This window comes from Myxococcus sp. AB056 (genome assembly GCF_006547365.1).
Classification (GTDB): Bacteria; Myxococcota; Myxococcia; order Myxococcales; family Myxococcaceae; genus Myxococcus; species Myxococcus virescens.
In genome coordinates this window covers 147,978-166,111 of the sequence record NZ_VHLB01000003.1, presented here as the reverse complement: position 1 = coordinate 166,111, position 18,134 = coordinate 147,978, and the positions used below count along the sequence as shown (strand labels likewise).

18 protein-coding genes are annotated in these 18,134 nt (G+C 69.7%); 9 read left to right on the top strand and 9 right to left on the bottom strand.

Going from position 1 to position 18,134, the window contains the following annotated elements; all coding sequences use genetic code 11:
- The first annotated feature begins 21 nt into the window (after positions 1 to 21).
- Positions 22 to 1,131 carry a DNA alkylation repair protein gene (locus FMP39_RS02670; RefSeq protein WP_141588452.1) on the top strand — a complete coding sequence of 370 codons (1,110 nt, stop codon included), beginning with the start codon at positions 22 to 24 and terminating at the stop codon, positions 1,129 to 1,131.
- Here FMP39_RS02670 and FMP39_RS02665 read toward each other — a convergent pair.
- The 3 genes from FMP39_RS02665 to FMP39_RS02655 all read right to left on the bottom strand — a co-directional run bounded on the left by FMP39_RS02665 (position 1,121) and on the right by FMP39_RS02655 (position 2,960).
- A complete protein-coding gene (locus tag FMP39_RS02665) occupies positions 1,121 to 1,843 on the bottom strand; it encodes a double-CXXCG motif protein (protein WP_141588451.1) in 723 nt (240 codons plus the stop codon). The genes FMP39_RS02670 and FMP39_RS02665 overlap by 11 nt on opposite strands.
- A gap of 6 nt (positions 1,844 to 1,849) precedes the next feature.
- Positions 1,850 to 2,521: a TIGR02269 family lipoprotein gene (locus FMP39_RS02660; protein ID WP_141588450.1), complete on the bottom strand. Its 672-nt coding sequence runs from the start codon at positions 2,519 to 2,521 to the stop codon at positions 1,850 to 1,852.
- 145 nt (positions 2,522 to 2,666) lie between these two features.
- On the bottom strand, positions 2,667 to 2,960 hold the full coding sequence (locus FMP39_RS02655; RefSeq protein ID WP_228557595.1) for a hypothetical protein: 294 nt from the start codon (positions 2,958 to 2,960) through the stop codon (positions 2,667 to 2,669).
- Positions 2,961 to 3,079: 119 nt separating this feature from the next.
- On the opposite strand from FMP39_RS02655, the gene FMP39_RS02650 reads away from it, so the two are divergent.
- Together FMP39_RS02650 and FMP39_RS02645 are read left to right on the top strand one after the other, a co-directional pair.
- Entirely contained in the window at positions 3,080 to 3,712 is a 633-nt protein-coding gene (locus tag FMP39_RS02650; RefSeq protein WP_141588448.1) for a DUF1990 family protein, read from the top strand.
- Positions 3,709 to 4,983: a DUF1990 family protein gene (locus FMP39_RS02645; RefSeq protein ID WP_141588447.1), complete on the top strand. Its 1,275-nt coding sequence runs from the start codon at positions 3,709 to 3,711 to the stop codon at positions 4,981 to 4,983. Before FMP39_RS02650 ends, FMP39_RS02645 begins: the two co-directional genes overlap by 4 nt.
- A gap of 291 nt (positions 4,984 to 5,274) precedes the next feature.
- On the opposite strand, the gene FMP39_RS02640 is transcribed toward FMP39_RS02645, so the two are convergent.
- Both FMP39_RS02640 and dnaN read right to left on the bottom strand, forming a co-directional pair.
- Positions 5,275 to 6,597, bottom strand: coding sequence for a hypothetical protein (locus FMP39_RS02640; protein WP_194858205.1), 1,323 nt, complete (start codon positions 6,595 to 6,597; stop codon positions 5,275 to 5,277).
- Between the two features lie 100 nt (positions 6,598 to 6,697).
- Positions 6,698 to 7,804, bottom strand: coding sequence for a DNA polymerase III subunit beta (gene dnaN / locus FMP39_RS02635; protein ID WP_090490944.1), 1,107 nt, complete (start codon positions 7,802 to 7,804; stop codon positions 6,698 to 6,700).
- Between the two features lie 209 nt (positions 7,805 to 8,013).
- Here dnaN and FMP39_RS02630 point away from each other — a divergent pair, with 209 nt between their 5' ends.
- On the top strand, positions 8,014 to 8,475 hold the full coding sequence (locus tag FMP39_RS02630) for a DUF6748 domain-containing protein (protein ID WP_141588445.1): 462 nt from the start codon (positions 8,014 to 8,016) through the stop codon (positions 8,473 to 8,475).
- Between the two features lie 21 nt (positions 8,476 to 8,496).
- On the opposite strand, the gene FMP39_RS02625 is transcribed toward FMP39_RS02630, so the two are convergent.
- From FMP39_RS02625 to FMP39_RS02615, 3 genes are read right to left on the bottom strand one after another with little or no spacing between them, the layout of a single operon-like run.
- Positions 8,497 to 9,105 carry a peptidase gene (locus FMP39_RS02625; protein ID WP_141588489.1) on the bottom strand — a complete coding sequence of 203 codons (609 nt, stop codon included), beginning with the start codon at positions 9,103 to 9,105 and terminating at the stop codon, positions 8,497 to 8,499.
- On the bottom strand, positions 9,105 to 9,896 hold the full coding sequence (locus FMP39_RS02620; RefSeq protein ID WP_141588444.1) for an ActD-like protein: 792 nt from the start codon (positions 9,894 to 9,896) through the stop codon (positions 9,105 to 9,107). Before FMP39_RS02620 ends, FMP39_RS02625 begins: the two co-directional genes overlap by 1 nt.
- Positions 9,893 to 10,378: an RNA polymerase sigma factor gene (locus FMP39_RS02615; RefSeq protein WP_026113921.1), complete on the bottom strand. Its 486-nt coding sequence runs from the start codon at positions 10,376 to 10,378 to the stop codon at positions 9,893 to 9,895. The genes FMP39_RS02620 and FMP39_RS02615 overlap by 4 nt, the downstream gene beginning before the upstream one ends.
- Positions 10,379 to 10,676: 298 nt before the next feature.
- Between FMP39_RS02615 and FMP39_RS02610 the strand changes: the two genes are divergently transcribed.
- Genes FMP39_RS02610 through FMP39_RS02595 form a run of 4 tightly spaced genes read left to right on the top strand, consistent with a single transcriptional unit; the run spans position 10,677 to position 15,618 of the window.
- Positions 10,677 to 11,339 (top strand): B12-binding domain-containing protein, encoded by a 663-nt coding sequence (locus tag FMP39_RS02610; protein WP_141588443.1) that lies wholly within the window; start codon positions 10,677 to 10,679, stop codon positions 11,337 to 11,339.
- 7 nt (positions 11,340 to 11,346) lie between these two features.
- On the top strand, positions 11,347 to 12,051 hold the full coding sequence (locus FMP39_RS02605) for a hypothetical protein (RefSeq protein ID WP_141588442.1): 705 nt from the start codon (positions 11,347 to 11,349) through the stop codon (positions 12,049 to 12,051).
- Positions 12,048 to 14,099 carry a hybrid sensor histidine kinase/response regulator gene (locus tag FMP39_RS02600; protein WP_141588441.1) on the top strand — a complete coding sequence of 684 codons (2,052 nt, stop codon included), beginning with the start codon at positions 12,048 to 12,050 and terminating at the stop codon, positions 14,097 to 14,099. Before FMP39_RS02605 ends, FMP39_RS02600 begins: the two co-directional genes overlap by 4 nt.
- Positions 14,092 to 15,618: a response regulator gene (locus FMP39_RS02595; protein ID WP_141588440.1), complete on the top strand. Its 1,527-nt coding sequence runs from the start codon at positions 14,092 to 14,094 to the stop codon at positions 15,616 to 15,618. Before FMP39_RS02600 ends, FMP39_RS02595 begins: the two co-directional genes overlap by 8 nt.
- A gap of 20 nt (positions 15,619 to 15,638) precedes the next feature.
- Here FMP39_RS02595 and FMP39_RS02590 read toward each other — a convergent pair whose 3' ends face one another.
- Complete coding sequence (locus tag FMP39_RS02590; RefSeq protein ID WP_140859971.1) at positions 15,639 to 16,007, bottom strand: helix-turn-helix transcriptional regulator; 369 nt, start codon at positions 16,005 to 16,007, stop codon at positions 15,639 to 15,641.
- A gap of 484 nt (positions 16,008 to 16,491) precedes the next feature.
- Here FMP39_RS02590 and FMP39_RS38540 point away from each other — a divergent pair, with 484 nt between their 5' ends.
- Entirely contained in the window at positions 16,492 to 18,123 is a 1,632-nt protein-coding gene (locus FMP39_RS38540) for a methyl-accepting chemotaxis protein (RefSeq protein WP_141588439.1), read from the top strand.
- Positions 18,124 to 18,134: the final 11 nt, after the last annotated feature.

Here is an 18,134-nt window from a genome sequence, read left to right as displayed (position 1 = left end):
CCATGCCAGGATGCGCGCCCCATGGCAGACCCCCTCAAGACCTTCTTCGACGCGCGGCTCGTCGAACGCCTCGGCGCGTCACTCCACGCCGCGGCGCCGACCTTCCCTCGCGCTGCGTTCATCCGAGAGGCCGTGAAGGGCCTGGATGGCCATGAGTTGATGGACCGGGCGCGTCATATCGCTGGCGCGATGCACCGTGCGCTGCCCCAAGACTACCCGGAGGCGGTGGAGGTGCTGCTGCGCTCGCTCGGCCCCCGGACGGAGGCCACGGAGGGAGGGGCCATGGCGACCTTCTTCTATCTGCCGCACACGATTTTCGTGGCGGAGCGCGGCCTGGAGCACTTCGAGCCGTCCATGCGCGCCCAGCACGCGCTCACCCAGCGCTTCACCGCGGAGTACTCCATCCGGCCCTACCTGGAGCGGCACACCGCGAAGACGCTGGCCCGCCTGCGCGAGTGGACAGAGGACCCGAGCGAGCATGTCCGGCGGCTCGTGTCAGAGGGCACGCGCACGCGCCTGCCGTGGGCCTCACGGCTGCGCGAGTTCCAGAAGGACCCCACACCGGTGCTCGCGCTGCTGGAGCGACTGAAGGACGACCCGGCGCTGTACGTGCGCCGCTCGGTGGCCAACAACCTGAACGACATCGGTAAGGACCACCCCGCCCTGCTCGTGCAGGTGGCGACGGCGTGGATGAAGAACGCCACGCCGGAGCGGGAGTGGCTGGTGCGCCATGCGCTGCGCTCGTCCATCAAGCGCGGAGAGCCCGCGGCGCTGGCGGTGGTGGGCGCGCGGCCGCCGTCGGGCATCGAGGCCCGCGTGACGAAGCTGCCCCGCCGCGCGGCGCTGGGCGAAACGGTGGAGGTCCACTTCGAGGTGACCAACCGCTCGAAGCAGCAGCAGACGCTGGTGGTGGACCTCGCGGTGCATTTCCAGAAGGCGAACGGCGAGGCGCGGCCCAAGGTGTTCAAGGTGCGCGAGCTGCTGCTGGGCCCAGGACAAGCGGAGACGGTGAGCAAGCGCGTCTCCTTCGCGCAGCTCTCCACACGCAAGCACTACGCCGGGCCACACCGCTTCGAGGCCCTGGTGAACGGACAGGGATTGCCGCTGGGCGTCGTCGAGGTCAGCGGGTAGGAAGTTCCCGGCAGGCGATTCCCTCCAGCCCGAGGCGCCTCACCGCATCCACGAACCGGTCGGTCCCGATAATCATCGTCGCGAAGTTCACGAGCCGGAACGCGTCCACGTCCGCCGGGAGCGAAGCTGCAGCGAGGATGGGGGCATCGGGTCGAGCAAAGGCGTGCCGTCCGCAGGTTGGACACGGCGGCGATGCGTCGGATGGGATGCACTCCGGATGCAGCAGACCGCGTGGCTCCAGTTGGAGGTCCAGCAACTCCGGTGACTCCTTCTTGCGGAATCGCAGTTCCGTTTGTCCGCCCAGCAGACCGCGTACACCTTCGGCTTGCAGGCGCTCCATCGCATCGCGGCGTACGAGCAATAGCGACGTCCCCTGCCATGTGAATGGACCGAATTCGCCGGACGCAGTGCCAACCAATGGCCCGAAGGCCGCGCCAGGCGGCAGCTCCGCATCCGGAGGAGCCAAGGGGCGTACCAGTTCCCGAAGACGGGAGAACTCCGTGAACGACTCCGGCCGGGCCTTCTCGAACGCGGCACGCTCCGGCAGCTGCGACAGGTCCACGAGGGGATAGTGGTTCCCCCAGGAACTCCAGGTCGTGCCACAGGCGGAGCACTTCACGCCGGGCAGACTCCACTTGTGCGCGGCGTTGAAGCTTCCACTGAAGGCGGCCGTTGCCGCTTCGTCTTCACGCAGCCAGAAGAATCGGGTCATGGGTCCCTACGCGCCAGGGCGGGAATAATAGGGCTGAATCGGACCACCGATGAGCTCGAAGCGATGAATCAACTCCCCCGCATGCTTGAAAATCTCCTCTGCGCTCGCGTTCCGGTTCCGGTCTCGGAACTCACGCCATGCTTTGTTCCACGCGCCACCATTGCCAAGGGGCCCATGAATCCGCCGGTGCACGTCACGAGGAATGGGCATGGTGTAGCTGTGGATTTTCACGCCCTGCCCTTCGAACCATCGAGCCAGGTCTTCTGCCTGCGGGAAGATGTGGTGCTTTTCCCAGCGACCGGGCGTTAGCCGGTGCGACGGAGGAATGACCCGCGAGGAACCACCATTCCAGTTGGGGAAGACCATGACAGCCCCGCGTGGAAGCTGCTGCCCACCTCCCCAATTTCTCCGAGGTCCACGGCCCGGCGCTGACGCGGCCACAGGCGGACGTGCGGGAGGAAAGCGCGCCAACTCCACTTCACCGAGCAGGTCCTCGCAGCGGTAGAAGCCACATGAGTCCCCCTCGCAAAGGAGGCTGACGCAACGGTCCTCATGCGAAGCGGAACACGCCTCCGTCGCCGCGTGCGCTCCTCGCTGAATGGGAGTCTTTGCGGTGGTGGAGCAACCCAGCCAGAACGCAACAAGCAGTGAGAGCCCCAAGCCAGGATGGATGCGCATCTCAAGCGGACCCTATCCTGTTTGGAACGGCACGTTACGCCCCGAGGCCCTCGGCTTCTCACCTTCCGTGCCCCCTCCACCTCATACGAGGCACGGAACGCGGTGTTCTTCACCACGACGCGATGGGCCGCATGGGCACACAGCCTCACCGCGGACCGAAAATCTTCACCAGCTTGTTGTAGACGCCCATCACCAGCAGGGGTGACACCCACTGGCCGATGAAGCGGCTGGGGCGCGAGCGGCCCGTCACCTCCAAGACGAAGGAAGCGCCCATCGAGACGAGGCTCGCCACCAGGAACACGTGCGAGGGCACCTTCGCCGTCTGCTGTTCAATCAAGCGCGTCAGTGACGCCTCGGCGTGCTCCGCCCGCACCACCGGGGGCACGTCCATGTACTCATGCTCCGAAGCCCGGCTCGCCGGGTTGACGTCCATCTCCATGCTCCCTCCCAGGGCGGGCAGACAGGCCCGCCGCATGCAGCGCTCTTCCGCCGGGCCGCGCCATGCAGCTCAGCGGAGCGGTCCCCATCATGGTGTGACCGATGGAGGCAAACGGCGAGATGGCGAGCGAGTCCATGCACACAGATGCCAACCCGTCAGGCGAACTGCAGCTCCCTGAAGAAGGGGCAGGCCCCCTGCTCCAGCGCGACTACTGGGCGGTCATCCGCGACTGCCGGGTCTCCCCCAAGGAGCTCATGCGCTGGGTGGCCGTGCGCTTCGCAGAGTTCGCTCCGTCCGAACTCTGCGTCTTCGAGCGCGGACACCCGGAACGCGGGGGCCAGCCGCTGGAACTGGGCGACGAGCTGACGGTGAAGATTCAGGGCGCGGGCACCTTCGCCGTGCGCGTCATCCACCAGGACGCCCAGAGCTTCACGCTCGGCACGCTCCACGGGCACCCGGAGGCGGGCCGCATCACCTTCGGCGCTTACCGGAACGCGCGCGACGATGTCATCTTCCACATCCGCAGCCGGGCGCGCTCCGGCTCGACGTTCCACTACCTCGGCTTCGTCACCGCCGGAGACGCCATGCAGACCAACACCTGGACCGAGTTCGTCCTGCGCGCCGCGCTGACGGCCGGTGACGGGGTGCATGGCGTCATCCACGCGGACACCACCGAGCTGGAGGACGAACCGCCCGGCGGCGACACCGCCCACGGGCCCACCTTCCTGGCGCGGGGAGACGGAAGACAATGATTGAGTGGCGCTGGTTCTCCGGCTGGACGGAAGAGGAAATGGTGCCCCGGCTGGCGCGGGCTCGCTCGCTGGCGCGCAACTTCCCGGAGGTCTCCGGAGAGATGACGCTGCAGGGCGGGTGGAGCCAGGTCCGCTCAGAGAGCGTGCTCGGCCGCGAGTCGCCAGGGCGCCCTGCCCCGGGCGGACTCTTCGAGCGCGCCCAGCAGGTGCTGGAGACCTTCGACTTCTCCGACCCGCGCATCGTCGCCTGGCACTTCTCCGCCGAGGAGCCGATGCAGGGCCGCACGGTGCTGCTGGAGCTGCGCGCGCTGGGGCAGCAGCTGCGCTACCTGTGCGGCGTGCGGGTGGGAGGCACGCGCGAGGAGCACGACGAGGGGTGCAGCATCTTCGGCTTCAGCTTCGAGACGCTCGATGGACACATCGAGGCCGGGCGCGAGTGGTTCCTGCTCAAGAAGGAGCACGAGAGCGGCGAGGTGCGCTTCCACATCGAGGCGGCCTGGCGTCCCGGCCAGTTCCCCAATTGGTGGAGCCGGCTGGGCTTCGCGATGGTGGCTCCGCGCTATCAGCGCGCGTGGCACCGGCTGACGCACGTGCGGGTGCGCGAGCTGGCGTTGAAGCACCCGGAGCTCGTCGGTCAGCTCGCGAGCCACGGCCGGCTGGCGCACGCCGGCCATGCGCTGGGAACGGCCCCGGTGCAGTTCTTCGCGCAGCGGGCGCCAGGGCGGCGAGAAACGCAGTTGGAGGAGGAGATAGAGGCCATGAATCGAGGACACGGGTTGAGGGCCCTGGGATTGGGCGTGCTGGCGGGAATGCGGAGCATGAGCGCGCCGGCGCTGGCGAGCCGCTGGCTCACGAAGACACAGCCCGACAGCGAGAACCGGCTCGCCAGGACCCTGGCGCATCCGTGGACGCCGCGCGTGCTGGGCCTGCTCGCCGTGGGTGAGCTTGTCGCGGACAAGCTGCCGATGGCGCCCCCGCGTGTCGCCGCCGTGCCGTTGACGGGCCGGATGTTGTCGGGTGCCCTGGCCGCGGCCTCGGTGACGACAGAGCGCCAACGCGGCGGACGGCTCGCGGCGGCTGCCCTGGGCGCCCTGGCGGCGCTGGCATCGAGCTGGGCCTTCTATTCGCTGCGGCGCACCGCCACGAAGAAGCTAGGCGTTCCGGATGTGGCCGTGGCCCTGACAGAGGACGCGCTCCTCGCGGGCCTGGCATCGCGGCTGCTGCCCGTCAGCGAGCATCAAGCCGGACAGGCCACGCTGTCGCCCGCGTGACTGTCTTCTTGGCCCCACACGCGGTGGCGAGCGTCTCCGCCACGCCGCCGCGCGGCCATCACAGACACCCCTGAGAGCAAGCCCAGCACGGCCAATGCCGGCCTCTCCGCCGTAGGCCCCCGCGCCGCAGCCTAGCCGCCGCGCGGCCACATCCCCCCATGAGAGCAAGCCCAACAGGGCCAATGCCGGCCCCCGCGCCGCGGCCACGCCGCCGTGCGGCCACAGCCCCCATGAGAGCAAGCCCAACACAGCCAATGCCGGCCCCTCCGCCGTAGGCCCCCGCGCCGCGGCCTAGCGTCCGCGCCACGCCGCCGCGCGGGCCGCATGCACCAGCGCGGGAAGGTCCTTCACGGCCGCCCCCGCGTCGGCCCCGCTTTCCACCGTGGGAACCCGCGCCCGCTCGGGAGAGAACAGGCGCGCGGGTGTCTGTCCCTGGCCGCGAAGGAGGATGAACAGCCGCAGCGCGTCCCGCAGCCGCTCCACGTCCTCGCCCTGCTCGCCTCGAGCCCGCTGCGCCGCGTTCCACAGCCGCGCCCACGCGGTCTCCTCATCCCACGTGCCCACGGGACGCTCGCGAGACAGCGCCGCCAGCTGCGCGGCCAGTTCGAAGAGCCCGGCGCGCCCTTCGCCAAAAACCTCGCAGGCCGGAAGCCGCACCTCCCCGGCCCCCTCCACGCCCACGCCGCGCAGCCCTACGGCCCCGCCCGTCCGCAGCTGCGAGCCAGGCGCCTCGGGCGCGAACAGCCCCGGCCCGCCCATCCGAGGCTCCGCGCCCCGCTCGAAGCGCCCCTCGCGCGCCGCCAGCCACACCAACAGCGCCGGCACCTCGGCGTCCGCGGGCACCACCGGGGCCAACCGCTCCTCCAACGAAGCGCGCAGCCGCGCCCAAGCCACGCCCCGCCAGAACGCCACGTGCAGCAGCAGCTCCGGCCCACTGCGAGGCACCCGCTGCGGCGCGCGAGAGACGCGGGCTTGCAGGAAGCCCTTCACCTGCCCCCGCGTATCGAAGTGCTCCAGCCGCTGCCACAGCGCCGCCAGCGCCGTCTCCGCCAGCGGCAAGGCCCGCTGAAGCGCCTCCGCCTCCTCCACCGTGAAGGGCAGCACCCCTTCCGGCGCGGGCCGCTTGAAGACGTGCTCGAACACCTCCGCGGCGGCGCACGCGGCGCGCAGCTCCGGGAGGTTGCGCGGCAACAGCTCCACCGCCCGCGCCCAGATGTGCCGCCCCAGGAGCGGCCCGGCCTCCAGCACCGTCTCTTCCAACTTCAGCAGCGCCTCGCCCAGCGTCGCGGGCTGGCCCTCCGCAGGCAGCCGCTTGAAGGCCACGCGCCGCACGTCCTCCCGCAGGCGCTCCACCTCGCGCATCAACTTCATGGGCGCGGCGTTCACCGGCCACCCTTCCGCGGCGGCGCGGCGCTTCAGCGCGGCCAGGGTGGCGTCCACCTCCGGCTGCGCGCGCGCCACCTCCAGCAGCAACTCGAACTCCGAGCGCACCCGCTGCTTCCAGAAGAAGGACGCCAGCATGCCGCGCAGGGCGCGATAGCGAAGACGCGTGGCCTCCAGGAGGTCCGCGCGGTCCTCCAGCCGGGCGCGCAGGTTGTCCGGGTGCGTGGCCATGCCCTCACCATAGGAAGGCACCGGCCGGGTGTCAGGCCCCCCAGGGGGCCGACGCGACACGAGTGAACGGTGCGGGCCCTCTCGAGGGGGCCCACCCGACTCACACGCGCATGGGCATGACGACGGCGGTGAAGCTCCGGTCGCCGGGGGCGTGGAGCACGCCGGGGCTGTGCTCGTCACCCAGCTCGAAGGAGACCTCGTCCGTCTCCGTCACGGAGAGCACATCCATCAGGTAGCGCGCGTTGAAGCCGATGGTGATGCCGTTGCCGCGGTAGGCCAGCTCCAGCACGTCCTTGGCCTCGCCCAGGTCCGGGTTGCTCGCGGTGATGATGAGCTGGTTCTCCTCCAGGCCGATGCGGACCGCGTTGCTCTTGTCCGCCGACAGCAGGGCGATGCGCTTGAGGCTCTCCAGCAGGCGCACCTTGGGCACCAGGACGACCTTCTCCCCTTCCTTGGGGATGACGCGCTGGTACTCCGGGAACTGGCCGTCGATGAGGCGCATCACCATGGTGAGGCCCGGCTTCTTGAACAGCGCCGAGTTCTCCGCGAAGCCCAGGTAGCACTCCGCATCCGGCGCCTCGTCCAGCAGGCGCTTGAGCTCCATCAGGCCTTTGCGGGGGATGATGACGCCGCTCTTGAGCTTGAAGTCGCCCGGCAGCTCGCGCTCCACCAGCGCCAGACGGTGGCCGTCGGTCGCCACCATGCGGACCTTGCCGGTGGACTGGGGCTCGAAGAAGACGCCGTTGAGGATATAGCGCGTCTCGTCGCTGGAGATGGCGAACTGCGTCTTCTTGATCATCTCCAGCAGCGTGTTGCCCCCCACCTGCACCAGGGGCGCGTTCTCTTCCTTCGGCAGCTTGGGGTACTCCTCGGCCGCCATGCCCACGATTTTGAAGTGGGCCGAGCCGCTGGAGATGTCCACGTAGTTGTTGGCCAGCTTCTTCAGCGTGACCTGCGCGTCCGGGAGGTTCTGGACGATGTCGAAGACGTACTTGGCGCTCAGCGTGACGGCGCCCGTCTTGATGACCTCGGCCGGGTGCTCGGACACGACGCCGATGTCCAGGTCGAACGCGGTGACGGTGATGCCGCCCTTGTTCGCGGTGACGAGCACGTTCGCCAGGATGGGCATCGTCGTCTTGCGCTCCACGATGCCCTGGGCGCGGTAGAGGGCCTTCTTCAGCTCGTCGGCGGCGATGCGGAATTCCATCGGAGGGCGTCCTTACGGGTCTCGGCCGCGAAGGCCGATCTACGAGGCCGGATGTAGCCCCTGCACTCCAGTCCGTCAACGAACCCTGAGCGACGGAGAACAGCAATGTCCATCTGCAACTGACCGCCAGTCACCAATTCACGAGACAGACTGGCCCCCGGCAACGGGCCAGAGCACACTGGCGCCTCTTTCCTCCCCTGGAGCCCGTCATGAACAGCCGCTCGCTGGTGCTCGCCGCCCTTGTCGTAGGCTTCGTCTCCGGATGTAGCAAGTCGCCCGCCGCGACGTCCTCTCCACTGGCGAGCGAGAATGGCCCCCCCTCCAGCGAGAACGGAACGCCCACCATGACCCCACCGCCCAGCCATGACTCCCAGCCCAAGCCGGGTGAGAGCGCCGTCTACATCGTCAAGGACAGTGGCGTGCGCTGCTTCGCCCCGCCCTGCCCCACCTACAACGCCTTCCCGGTGGACAAGCCGGACGCGGAGCCCATCCCCGTGCACGAGCTGGAGCTGTCGGCGGTGACGAAGGGCTCGGACGAGCAGACGGATGCGTTGATCCGAAAGACGCTGGACGGCACCGGGCTCAAGATTCAGGGCACCTTGGAGACGCGGCCCAACGCGGGCCCCGCGGGCGCGGCCACCGTCCTGCGCGCCAGCAAGGTCGAAAACTGAAACCACCCTTCCGGGCGGGCCTCAGATGTGGAGGCCCACCTGGACGCCGGGCCAGTGCTGGAGACGTTGATCCGGCTCCGGATGGGTCTCCCGGATGGACAGCCGGGTGATGGAGTCGAAGTCCGACGCGCCCCAGGAGAACCACGCGTTGTAGGTGGGCCCGGCGAACACGGCCAGGCGGGGCATGAGCTGGAAGCCCAGCATCAAGCGGGCCTGCCCCAGCACATTGCCGCCGTCACCCTCCAGCGGGTTGCGCACCGGCTGGACGGCGCCGCCCGTCACGTCCAGGTCCACCCAGAGCCGCTGGGACAGCGTCATGTGCCCGCCCACGCCCGCCGCGAAGCTGAAGCGCGCGTCGCGGCCCGGCTCCAGGCCCGCCATCAGCGTGAAGTAGACGGCCCCGCCGCCCAGCTTCACCCCCATGTTGGCGACCTGGATGTCGCTCAACCAGAACTCCATGTGGGTGGAGCCCCGGCGCAGCCCTCGCGAGGAGGACTCGGAGACCTCGTCCCCCGACTGCTGGGCGAAGGCCCCCTGCTCGCCCATCAGCGAAAGGCGGGGTGCGTACCGGGACTCAGCGGTGGCTGTCCCCGCCCACAGCCCGAATGCGAGGAGCGCAAAGGATTTCATCACTCATGCTTTTCCAGCGTGAGGGAGGCCTGCGTCAAGTTCCCGGGCAATGACAGAGGTGCCGAGGAGGCGTCGGGATTTCCAGCCAGGGCCTCCGCGGCGGCCAGCACCACCGCCACGTCGAAGGGCGCATCGGACGAAACGAAGAAGAAGCGCTCGAACCCCGGGGCATCGTCCAGTTCGTAGGCGCGCGGCAACACCTGCGTTCCCGACGGCACCAGGGCCATGGACTGGGAGCCCTCGTCCGGCGCGTGGAGGGTGACGGCGCCGTTGCCATCCAGGGAGACGATGACGCCATGTGAGCGGCCCGAGGCGATGTACGCCACCTGCACCACGTCACCCGCGGCGGCGGCGGCCCCGTCGGCCAGCCGCTCCGGGCGGGCGGCGGACTGCCGGTGGATGACGAGCTGCGGCGCCAGCCCCTTGATGCGCGTGACCTCCCGGGTGTCTCCCGGGGCCGTGCCGTGCCCGGTTTCCGAGGAAGGCAGGGCCACCATGACCAGCGCCACCGCGGCGAGCGCCGGCACCAGGCCCCACGCGGGCGACAGACGGAAGGCCGGGCGGGGCGCGTCCTGCCGGGCCGCACGCGCTTCCACTTCGCGGACCACCCGGGCGGGCGGCAGCGCCTCCAGCGTGGCGCGCGTGTCGGACTCCAGCGCCGCGAGCCGAGCCAGACCGTCGGGTTCCTCGGCCAGCCGGGCGCGGGCGGCGGCCAGCTCCGCGGGCGGCAGCTCGCCCAGGGCGATTCGTTCCAGCAACCAATCCGGGGTGCGGTGGTGGGCGGATGTCATGCGGCCTCCAGCTCCAGCTCTTGCAGCACTGCCGTCAGCGCCCGCAGGCGCTTGCGCACGCCGGACACGGACAGCCCCACTTCGCGGGCCGTCTCCTCCAGCGTCATCCCATCCACCAGGTGCAGCACCGCGATGTCCTGACTGGACGCGGGCACCCGGCCGAAGAGGCGGTCCAGCAGGCCGCGCGCGGCGGTGCGGGACTCGGTGTCGTCGGCGGAGGCAATCTGCAGCACCAGTTCGTCCTCCCGGTCCTCCGGACGCCGCTTCGCGCCGCGCAGCCTGTTGAGGCACACCGTGGTGGCAATCCGGTGCAACAGGCTCGACGGCGCCGCGTCCTTCAGCGCCCCCTGGTAGCGCAGCAACTGCACGAACACGTCGTGCATGGCGTCCACGGCCTTCTCCTCGTCACGCAAGAGGAAGCGGCAGCGCCGGAGCACCTGGGGGCCATAGCGCCGGTAGTAGGCCTCCACATCGATTGACACCGCTCGCTCGCCTCCCTCGGTTGCCGCGGACAGGGAAACACCGCGGCCACGGAGAACTGTCACTCGGACTTTTCAGTCCCGTGTTTCCTGGGGACTCTTCGGGAATCCGCGCGGCGTCCTTGTACCCAGGTACAATGCCGCCCTCCGAATCGGTAAAAGCTACAAGCAAGCGGGCACGCGAGCGCGTGAAAGAAGGGCCGGGCACTGTCAGGTTGGCGATGAAATCGGGGCCAGTTCGCTGTAACTGAGAAACACAACCCCGGTACGTTGCCCTCTCGCCCTCCCCTTCCCGGCGCCCGTGCTCACCTCCAATGACTCCGCCCTGACGGGCCTGCTGAATGCGTATCTCGCAGCGCAGCTCGCCGGGAACCGGCGCGAGGCGTTGCGGCTGCTCGTGGACGAGGGACTGCTGCGGGGCATCCCCCTCCAGACGCTGCACCTGGAGGTCATCCAGCCCGCCCAGTATGAAATCGGCCGGCTGTGGCAGGAGAACGTCATCTCCGTGGCGCAGGAGCACCTGGCGACCGCCGTCTCCCAGCTCGCGCTCGCGCACCTGTACCGGCACCTGCCCAGGGATTCATTCAACGGCAAAGTCGTCCTCGTCTCCTGCGTCCAGGGCGAGCTGCATGAAGTGGGCGCGCGCATGTCCAGCGACTTCCTGGAGATGGCCGGCTTCGACGTGCGCTTCCTGGGCGCCAACGTTCCACCGGAGCACCTGGCCCGCATGACGAACGAGCTTCGTCCGGACCTGGTCGCCCTCTCCGTGACGATGACGTACCACCTGCCCGCGCTCCGCGACGCCGTGGCGCACGTGCGCAGGACGCTCCCGGAGGTCCCCATCGCCGTGGGCGGCCTGGCCTTCAACTGGGCCCCCGGACTGGAGGAGGAGCTGGGCGTGAACTTCTTCGGCAAGGACGCGCGGCAGTTCGTCGCGTCCGCCTGCCGGGTCCTGGGAGTCTGAAAGCACCATGGAGAGCGTGAGCAAGAGCGTGGAAGCACGGGCGGACCGGCTGGCCACCGCCTCTCAGGAGGCGCTCTATCAGGACCCCTTCTGGGCCGCCCGTTACGGGCTGGAGCGCGCGCAGCGCTTCGGTGACGAGGACGCGCGCTTCCACATCCGCTACCTGGTGCAGGCCCTGGACGAGCACCTCCCCTCTGTCCTGGAGGGCTACGCCTGCTGGCTGCGCACCCTGCTGGTGTCGCGCGGCATGTGCTCGCGCCATCTGGACCGGCACTTCGCCGGGCTGGCCGCCGCGCTGGAAGCGGAAGGCTGGGGCCCCGGGAGCGAACCCCACGACTACGTGGGCGCCGCGCGACAGGCCCTGCGCTACCAGGAGGGTCCAGCCCGCCTGCTGGAAGAGGAGGCGCCCGAGCTCGCGCGCGCCGCCACGGCGCGCCTCACGCTCTACATCATCCCCGAGGACCAGCCCCGCCTGGAGGAAGAGCTCCAGTTGCAGCTGTCCTACGTGGCCGACGCGCTCGCCGCCGGGAAGCCCGACCTGCTGGGCGACCATGTGCGCTGGTACGCCGGCTTCTGGCCGCGGCGCGGATTTGGCCTCCTGGCATTTCCCAGTGTGCTGGGCATGTTGAAGTCCGTGCTGGGCTCTCGTCACCCCGAAGCACGGACACTCCTCGCCGAAGCGGGGGTGTCCTGGGAGGAGACTCGTTCATGAGGCTTCCCGCCTCCGCCGAGCCGCAGTTCTTCGACGACCTCAGCCGCGAGGTCGCCCTGGCCTGCGACGCGGGCGGCACCCTCACCTGGGTGGACGCTCGCGCCCGGAACGTCCTCGCCGCCAATCCCGGACAGACGCTGCGCGGCCTGGCGGCCCAGGGCACTGAGGAGAAGGTGGACCGGCTGCTGGTCCAGGCGCGCGACGAGAAGGTGGAGGGCTGGGAGCTCATCCTCTGCCGGGACCAGGTGCCCACCACGTTCGCCTTCCGCGCCCGGCCCCATGACGGAGGCGTGCTGCTGGTGGGCAGCCTGGTGCCGGAGGACTACGGCAGCGCGCTCGAGCGGGTGAGCACCACCCTGAGCGAGATGTCCGCGCTCCACCGTGAGACGGAGCGCCAGCAGCGCGAGCTCAAGCGCCGCGCGGACGAACTGGCCCGCCTCAACAACGAGCTGGAGGAGTCCAACCGCGGCGTGCGCAGCCTCCACGCCGCGCTGGATGAGAAGGCCGAAAGCCTCCAATTGGCCGCGGAAATCAAGAGCCGCGTGGTGGCCAACGTCAGCCACGAGTTCCGCACCCCGCTGCACTCCATCCTCGGCCTGTCGAAGGTGCTGCTCAACCCCATCAACGGCCCCCTGAGCTCCGAGCAGGAGAAGCAGGTCCAGTTCATCCGCAACTCCGCGGAGGCCCTCTTCGAGCTGGTGAATGACCTGCTGGACCTCTCCAAGATGGAGGCCGGCAAGGCGGCGCTGCGCCACAGCCGCTTCGTGGTGCGCGAGGTGCTCAGCGCGCTGCGCGGCATGATGAAACCGCTCCTGCCGCCTGGTGTGCCCGTGGAGCTGCGGTTGGTGGAGCCAGACGCGCCGCTGGAGCTGGAGACGGACGAGTCCCGGCTGAGCCAGGTGCTGCGCAACCTGGTGTCCAACGCGCTGAAGTTCACCGAGTCCGGCCACGTCACGGTGTCAGCGGCGCCCGGCCCCCGGGACACGGTGGTCTTCACCGTGCAGGACACGGGCATTGGCATCGCGCCGGAGCACCACGAGCGCATCTTCGAGGAGTTCTCGCAGGTGGAGAGCCACCTGCAACGCAAGGCGAAGGGCACCGGCCTGGGCCTGCCGCTGGCGCGCCGGCTGACGGAGCTCCTGGGCGGCACGCTCACCGTGAAGAGCGCGCTGGGACAGGGCGCCACGTTCACCGTCACCCTCCCGCGCGTCCACATGGAGGTCACGGAGATGACCGGCCTGACGGAGCGCAGCGAGCACCTGGACCCCAGCCGGGCCCCGGTGCTGGTGCTGGAGGACGACCGGCAGACGCTCTTCCTCTACGAGAAGTACCTGGCGCGCTCCGGCTTCCAGGTGCTGCCGGTGCGCAGCACGGATGAGGCCCGGCGCGTGCTGGAGCGCGTGCGCCCCGCCGCCATGGTGCTGGACGTCATGCTGGAGGGCGAGACGAGCTGGGGCTTCCTGGCGGACATGAAGAACAACGAGGCCACCCGCGACATCCCCATCCTGGTGGTGACGGTGACGGACCGCGAGCAGAAGGCCCGCGCGCTGGGCGCCGACGAGTTCTGGCTCAAGCCGGTGGACGAGGTGCGGCTGCAACGCAAGCTGCAGGCCATGGCCCGCACCGGCCCGGTGGAGCGCATCCTCATCATCGACGACGATGATGTGCACCGGTACCTGCTCAAGCAGCTCCTCAAGGACATGCCCTACGTCCTGCTGGAGGCGGCTGGCGGCAAGGAAGGCGTCCAGCTGGCGCGGGAGAAGTCCCCGCACCTCATCTTCCTGGACTTCGTGCTGCCGGACATCACCGCCTTCGACGTGCTGGACGAGCTGAAGGCGGACCCGCGCACGCGTGACGTCCCCGTCATCCTCCACACCTCGCACGAGCTGAAGGAGGCCGAGCGCTCGCGGCTGGCGAAGGAGACGGCCGCCATCCTCGCCAAGCACACGCTGAGCCGCGAGGTGGCCATCACCCGCATCCGGGACGCACTGTCCAAGGCCGGCCTGGGCTCCCAAGCGTTGCAGCAGGAGGCAAGCCGCCGTGGTTGAGCCCCGTCTGGCCACCGTCCTCAACGTCAACGACGACGACGCCACCCGCTACCTCGTCAACCGGCTGCTCTCGCTGGCGGGCTACAACGTGCTGGAGGCGGCCACCGGCATGGGCGCGTTGCTGATGGCGCAGCAACACCGCCCGGACGTCGTCATCCTCGACGTGAAGCTGCCGGACATCAGCGGCTACGAGGTCTGCGAGCGGCTGCGCGCCAATCCCCAGACCGCGGCCATGGCGGTGCTGCACACCTCCGCCACCTTCGTCACCTCCGACAAGAAGGTGCGCGGCCTGGACGGCGGCGCGGACGCCTACCTCACCCAGCCCTTCGAGGGCGCGGAGCTCATCGCCACGGTGAAGTCGCTGTTGCGCCTGCGCCACGCGGAGCAGGTGGCGCGCAACCGCGCCAATGAGCTGGCGGAGATGGACCGCCGCAAGGACGAGTTCCTGGCCATGCTGGGGCACGAGCTGCGCAACCCGCTGGCCGCCATCATGACAGCCATTGGCATCCTGGAGCGCAGGCCCGCCAGCGATGACAAGGAAGCGCGGATGCGCGGCATCATCCAGCGCCAGACAAACCACCTGGCGCGGCTGGTGGATGACCTGCTCGACGTCAGCCGCATCACCCGCGACAAGGTGGAGCTGCGCCCCGGCAACGTGGACCTGGTGCCCGTGCTGCGGCAGGTGCTCCAAATCGTGCAGCCCATGGCGGATTCGCGTGGGTTGAGCCTGGACGTCTCGCTGCCTTCCGGTCCGCTCTGGCTGCGGGCGGATGCCACGCGGTTGGAGCAGGTCTTCACCAACCTGCTCGACAACGCCATCAAGTACACCGACGCGGGTGGCGTCCACCTGCATGTGGAACTGGAAGGCGTGGGCGGCTCGGCCCAGGCGGTGGTGCGGGTGAAGGACTCTGGCATCGGCATCCCGCCGGAGGTGCTGCCGCACATCTTCGAGCTGTTCGCGCAGGCGGACACCTCGCTGGAGCGCTCGCGCGGCGGCCTGGGTATTGGCCTGACGCTGGTGCGCAAGTTGATCCAGCTCCACGGCGGAGAGGTGACGGCGCGAAGCAACGGCCCCGGCCACGGCAGCGAGTTCGTGGTGAAGCTGCCCCTGGACCCCACGATGGGCGAGTCCGCGCCCGCGCGCGACGCGGTGGACCTCCGCCGCGGCCGGCGCGTCCTGGTGGTGGAGGACAACTCGGATGCGCGTCAGGCCATGCGCGACCTGCTGGAGCTGTGGGGCCACCAGGTGGCGGTGGCGCCGGACGGCCTCCAGGGCGTGGCGCTCGCGGTGGCGCAGACGCCCGAGCTGGCGCTGGTGGACATCGGCCTGCCAGGGCTGGACGGCTACCGGGTGGCGCAGACGCTGCGCGCCCAGGTGGGCAATGACATCCGGCTGGTGGCCATGACGGGCTACGGCAGCCCCGAAGGACGGGACCAGGCACTGCGCGCCGGGTTCGACCGGCATCTGGTCAAGCCCGTGAAGCCTGACGAGCTGAACCGAATCCTCTCCGAGCTGTGAGGGATTGAAGCGGCGGAGGCTCAGCGGCGGTTCAGCGCGTTGGCCACCAGCCCCAACAGCTTCACCTTCGCGGGCTCCAGCGGACGCACGGTGCGCAGCAGGCGCCGGACCTCGGGGCGCTCCTGCGGCGAGGCGGGCGGGTCACCGGGACGCGCGCCCCCGTTGACGGCGTTCGCGGAGAGCCCCAGGAGCTCATCCGCTGAGACGTGGAGCTCGTGGCACAGCTTCAGCAGCGTCTGCACGCTGGGCAGCATCCCGCCGCGCTCCAAGCGCCCGTAGACCTCGGTGGCCACATCGATACGCTCAGCCACGTCCGCCTGGGTGAGCTCCAGGCGGGTGCGAGCAACGCGCGCGGCAGCTCCGATTGTGGTTGCGAGTTTCTTGTCCATGCCTTACCGACCCGGAACGTTTGGCCGCTGGCATAGGACGTATGGGGGCAGACAGACAGAACTTGCCGGGTCAGTCTCCAATTGTTCACCCATAGGGTTGCTGTGCACGCAGTGGACTTCGCGAGTCCATCCACGACGCGCGGCCGATGCCTTTTCTCGACGGAAAACGTCGAGTGAGAGGCCTCCGCATGCCTTCCGGGCCCATGCAGTCACCTGGGTGCCAGGAGGACCTGATACGTTGTGCGGCGACTTTCCTACGGTTCCGTCGAGTCCTGCACGCTGTCCCGCCCTCTAGGGTTGGTTCATGTTTTCAACGTGCGCAGAAGCGGTTCACCACGCTTCATATCTATCTGGAAATACAGGACTTGATGAATCGCAGGAGACCTCACCGGGTGTGCGAACCCCCTGCAGGACTGACACCGGGGGTATTTCCAGACTCAGGTGGACGAGCGCGGTGACGACGCGGCGGATACGCTGAGGGCCGATGGCGGTCGGCCGGAATTTGCTGGTGAAGCTGTGCGTGGCGATGGGCGTGGTGGCGCTGCCGCTGCTCGTCGTCATCCTGGGGTTCGTCTTGCCGCAGTTGCGGGAGCAGCTCCGCGCGGACCGCATCCTGGGACTGAAGCAGGCGGTGGAGACGGCCTACGGCGTGTTGGAGGTCTACGAGGCCCGTGAGCGGTCGGGCGCGCTGACGCGACAGGAGGCCCAGACGCAGGCCGCGGCGCTGCTGGAGCAGCTGCGCTACTCACAGGTGGAGTACTTCTGGGTCAACGACCTGGACACGCGGCTCGTCATGCATCCGCACCTGCCGGACATGCTGGGCAAGGACCTGAAGGGCTACCGCGACGTGCGCGGCAAGCCGGTGTTCGTGGACATCGTCACGCTGGCGCGGGCCCAGGGCCAGGGCGCGGTGTCCTACGAAGCCACGCGGCCGGGCTCGCCGGAGGCCATTCCGAAGGAGAGCTACGTGAAGCTCTTCGCGCCCTGGGGTTGGGTGCTGGGCACGGGCGTGTACGTGGAGGACATCGAGCGCGAGGTGGCGGCGGTGCGCCAGCGCATCCTCCTGGCGGTGGGCGGCGCGCTGGCGCTCGCGCTGATGGCCGGCGCATATCTGTCGCGCCGGGTGGTGCGGCCGGTGCGGGAGCTGGCGCAGGCGGCGCACCGGGTGGCGCGCGGTGATTTGGAGGCCCGGGTGGAGGTGCGCTCCACGGACGAGGTGGGCCAGTTGGCGGCGGCCTTCAACACCATGGTGACGGGACTGCGCGAGGTGGTGGCGGCGCTGGTGGATGCGGCGGGCGCCACGGCGGCGGACGCGGAGCGCATCCGAGCCTCCGCGGATGCGTTGTCCGTGACGACGCGGGAGCAGTCGGACTCACTCCAGCGCGCGGCGCAGACGGTGCAGGGCATGAGCGCGCGGGTGTCGCAGGGAGCGGAGGCGGCGCGCACGGCGGCGAAGACGGCGGCGGACAACGGTCAGGTGGCGCGCGAGGGGGGCGCGGCGGTGGGCCAGGCGCTGCGGAAGATGGCGGAAATCGTGGAGGTGGTGGAGGGCTCGGCGCGGACGGTGGAGCGGTTGCAGGCCTCTGGCCGGGTGACTGCGGAGATGTTGCGGCTCATCCAGCAGGTGGCGGAGGAGACGCAGTTATTGGCGGTGAACACCGCGATTGAAGCGGCGCGCGCGGGCCAGCACGGCAAGGGCTTCGCGGTGGTGGCCGGTGAGGTGCGCAAGCTGGCGAACCGGACGCGGGATGCGGCGGGGCAGGTGCAGACGCTGCTAAGCCGGAGCGAGGCGGACACGCGGGCGGCGGCGGACCTGATGCGCCAGGGCACCACGGCGGCGCAAGAAGGGCTGGGCTTGTCCTCGGCGGCGGGAGACGCGCTGTCGCGGTTGCTCGCGGGGGTGAATGAGATTGGCGGGAAGGTGGAGCGGATGGCGGACGAGAACACGCGCCAGTCCGCGTCGGGGGAGAGCATCGCCGGGAGCATCCAGGCGCTCTCGGTGCGCTCGACGGAGTCGGTGGCTGGCGTGCAGCAGATTGCCCGCTCCGTGGAAGACCTGCGGGCACGGGCGTCCAAGCTGAAGGACCTGGCCGGACGCTTCACGGCGCGGGGGTGAATTGGCCGCGG